Origin of the sequence: Burkholderia sp. Ac-20379, assembly GCF_017104645.1 — a bacterium.
Taxonomy (GTDB): Bacteria; Pseudomonadota; Gammaproteobacteria; order Burkholderiales; family Burkholderiaceae; genus Burkholderia.
In genome coordinates, this window is record NZ_JAAGPF010000583.1 from 1 (window position 1) to 2,591 (window position 2,591).

The following is a 2,591-nucleotide window of genomic DNA, read 5'->3' on the forward strand; positions in this document are numbered from 1 at the left end:
TGGGCGCGCTGACCTACGTGCCGGCGCTCGCGCCCGGCCCCGGCGCGCTGGCCCGGCGCATCGTGCGCCTCGACCACACCGGCCTGCGCGCGGCCGAGGACGCCGTGCACGCGAACATCGTCGCGTACGGCGGCGCGCTCGAACAACTGAACTACCCGGTCGACCTCGACGCCGCCGGCCAGGCCATCGCCGACGCGTACGCCGGCGTCTGAGGCGCGGCGCTCACCCCATCAGCGCAGCAGCCCGCGCGCCGCGAGATTGCGGTACAACGCGCGCGTGCCGAATTCCCACGGCGCGACCTCGGTGCACAGCGACACGCGGTTGATCAGCGCGCCGAGCGAGGCGGTGGAGATCGTCACGCGGTCGCCGAGGTGATGCGTGAAGCCCGCGCCGGCCTCGTCGCGATCCTGGATCGGCGAGAACATCGTGCCGAGGAACAGCATGAAACCGTCCGGATACTGGTGATGCGCGCCGTGCGTCTGCGCGACCAGATCGAGCGGATCGCGGCTGATCTCGCTCATGTGGCTGACGCCGTCGAGCACGAAGCCGTCCTCGCCCTCGATGCGCAGGCCCACCGACGCGCCGCGCACCGTGTCGATCGTGAACCCGCCGTCGAACAGCCGCACGAACGGGCCGATCGAGCACGACGCGTTGTTGTCCTTGCACTTGCCGAGCAGCAGCGCCGAACGGCCTTCGACGTCGCGCAGGTTGACGTCGTTGCCGAGCGTCGCGCCCACCGCCTGGCCCGTCGCATTGACGGCCAGCACCACTTCCGGCTCCGGGTTGTTCCAGGTGGAGATCGGCAGCAGGCCAACCTCGCTGCCGAAACCGACCGACGACATCGGCTGCGATTTCGTGAACACCTCGGCGTCGGGGCCGATGCCCACTTCGAGATATTGCGACCACACGCCGCGCGCCTGCAGCGCCGCCTTCAGGCGCATCGCCGCGTCCGAGCCGGGCTCGATCTGCGAGAGATCCGCGCCGATCGCCTGCTGGATGGTGGCGCGCAACTCGACGGCGCGGGCCGCGTCGCCGCCCGCCTGCTCCTCGATCACGCGCTCGATCAGGCTGACCGCGAACGTCACGCCGCAAGCCTTGATCGCCTGCACGTCGCACGGCGCGAGCAGGCGGATGGCGGGCTCGGCGTCCTCCAACTGCGCGGCCAGCAGCGCGCGCGCGGTGCCGAGCCGTTCGCCTTCGGCGCGGCGCGCCGCGCTTGCCGGATCGGGCAGATCGAACAGATCGGCCGTGGTGGGCGCGAACGCCGTGATGTCGAACACCTCGCCGCCGCGCACCGCCACCACGCACGGGCCTTCGAACGCGGGCGTCTTGCGCCAGACGCGGCCGATCAGCAGCGCGTCGTCGAGATCGGCGGGCAGCAGCGCCGCGATCGGGTCCTGCTCGGCGGGATGGGTCATGTATGTCTCCTCGTTGTGGAATGCCGACGATGCTACGGGCGATGCCCGGAAGCTGTCCAACGGGGCGACCTATAATCCAGCCTGCTGGACTGAGCGGCGGCAGCCGCCCCGGCATCCATTCCCCCGCCCGAGCCGCCCATGCCCGACAAGCCGACCGACGTGCCTGCCATCGCCCGCGTGCACGACATTCTCGATGCGCTGAAAGCCGCGCGCCGCCCGACCTCCGCCAAGGATCTGCTGACGCTGACCGGCATGCCGCGCAGCACGCTTTACCTGACGCTCGACGCGCTGGAACGGCGCCAATGGCTCGTCAAGAGCGGAGACGGCTACGCGATCGGCGTGGCGCTGTTCGAGATCGGCAGCACCTACCTGCTGGCCGATTTCACGCTCGACGCGTTCCGCCGCGAGGCCGCGTGGTTCGTCGCGAAGCACAACGAGGCCGTGCAGATGGCCGTGCTCGACCGCGCCGAGGTGGTGTATCTGGCGCGCGAGGATCCGTCGCGCGCGGTGCGGCTCGTCTCCGACATCGGCTCGCGGCTGCCCGCGCATTGTTCGGCGCTCGGCAAGGCGCTGCTCGCGAGCCTGTCCGACGAAACCGTGCAGATGATCGTGCCGCCCCGGCTGCGCGCGCTGACGGAGCATTCGCTGACCCGGCGGGCCGACCTGATCGCCGCGCTGGCCGCCGTGCGCGAGCGCGGCTACGCGATCGAGCGCGAGGAAGCCTGCACGGGGCTGGCGTGCCTGGCGGTGTTCGTGGGCGTGTCGCAGGCCGGCAAGCGGATCGCGGTCAGCACCAGCGTGCCGCTGGACCGGCTCGACGCGCGCCGCGAAACGCGGCTGCTGGTCGATCTGACGACGCTGGCCCAGCGCGTGGCGCGCGGATTGTGACGGATGAGGGGCGGATCGGGTAGCCGGGCCTTTGTCTGTAGACCAAGGGGTTGGGTAAACCGAGCCGGCTTGCCGGAGCAACAGAAGTGGAAGGCCGGGGCCGGAAGCGACTGACCGTTAGTTGCGATTTTGGGATTTAAAAAAACGGTGCCTCAGCGCAGCAGCAGATCGTCCGGCAGACAGCATTCGGCGCCCCACTGCGCCGCCAGCCGCGCGGCGCGGCCGAGCCGCACGGCGGCGTCGTCGAAGTCGACGATCCGCGCCGCGTCGGCCTGCCCCGGGCGC

Annotated in this window: 2 protein-coding genes and 1 pseudogene; 2 read left to right on the forward strand and 1 reads right to left on the reverse strand. The window is 70.9% G+C overall.

The window, feature by feature from the left end; translation table 11 throughout:
- Positions 1 to 212, forward strand: a pseudogene (locus tag G3N92_RS32955) (hypothetical protein); the annotation flags it as partial.
- 18 nt (positions 213 to 230) lie between these two features.
- Here the strand turns inward: G3N92_RS32955 and G3N92_RS32960 are convergent.
- Complete coding sequence (locus tag G3N92_RS32960; RefSeq protein ID WP_206131703.1) at positions 231 to 1,418, reverse strand: fumarylacetoacetate hydrolase family protein; 1,188 nt, start codon at positions 1,416 to 1,418, stop codon at positions 231 to 233.
- Between the two features lie 138 nt (positions 1,419 to 1,556).
- On the opposite strand from G3N92_RS32960, the gene G3N92_RS32965 reads away from it, so the two are divergent.
- Positions 1,557 to 2,306, forward strand: coding sequence for an IclR family transcriptional regulator (locus tag G3N92_RS32965; RefSeq protein ID WP_206131704.1), 750 nt, complete (start codon positions 1,557 to 1,559; stop codon positions 2,304 to 2,306).
- The last annotated feature ends 285 nt before the right edge of the window (positions 2,307 to 2,591 follow it).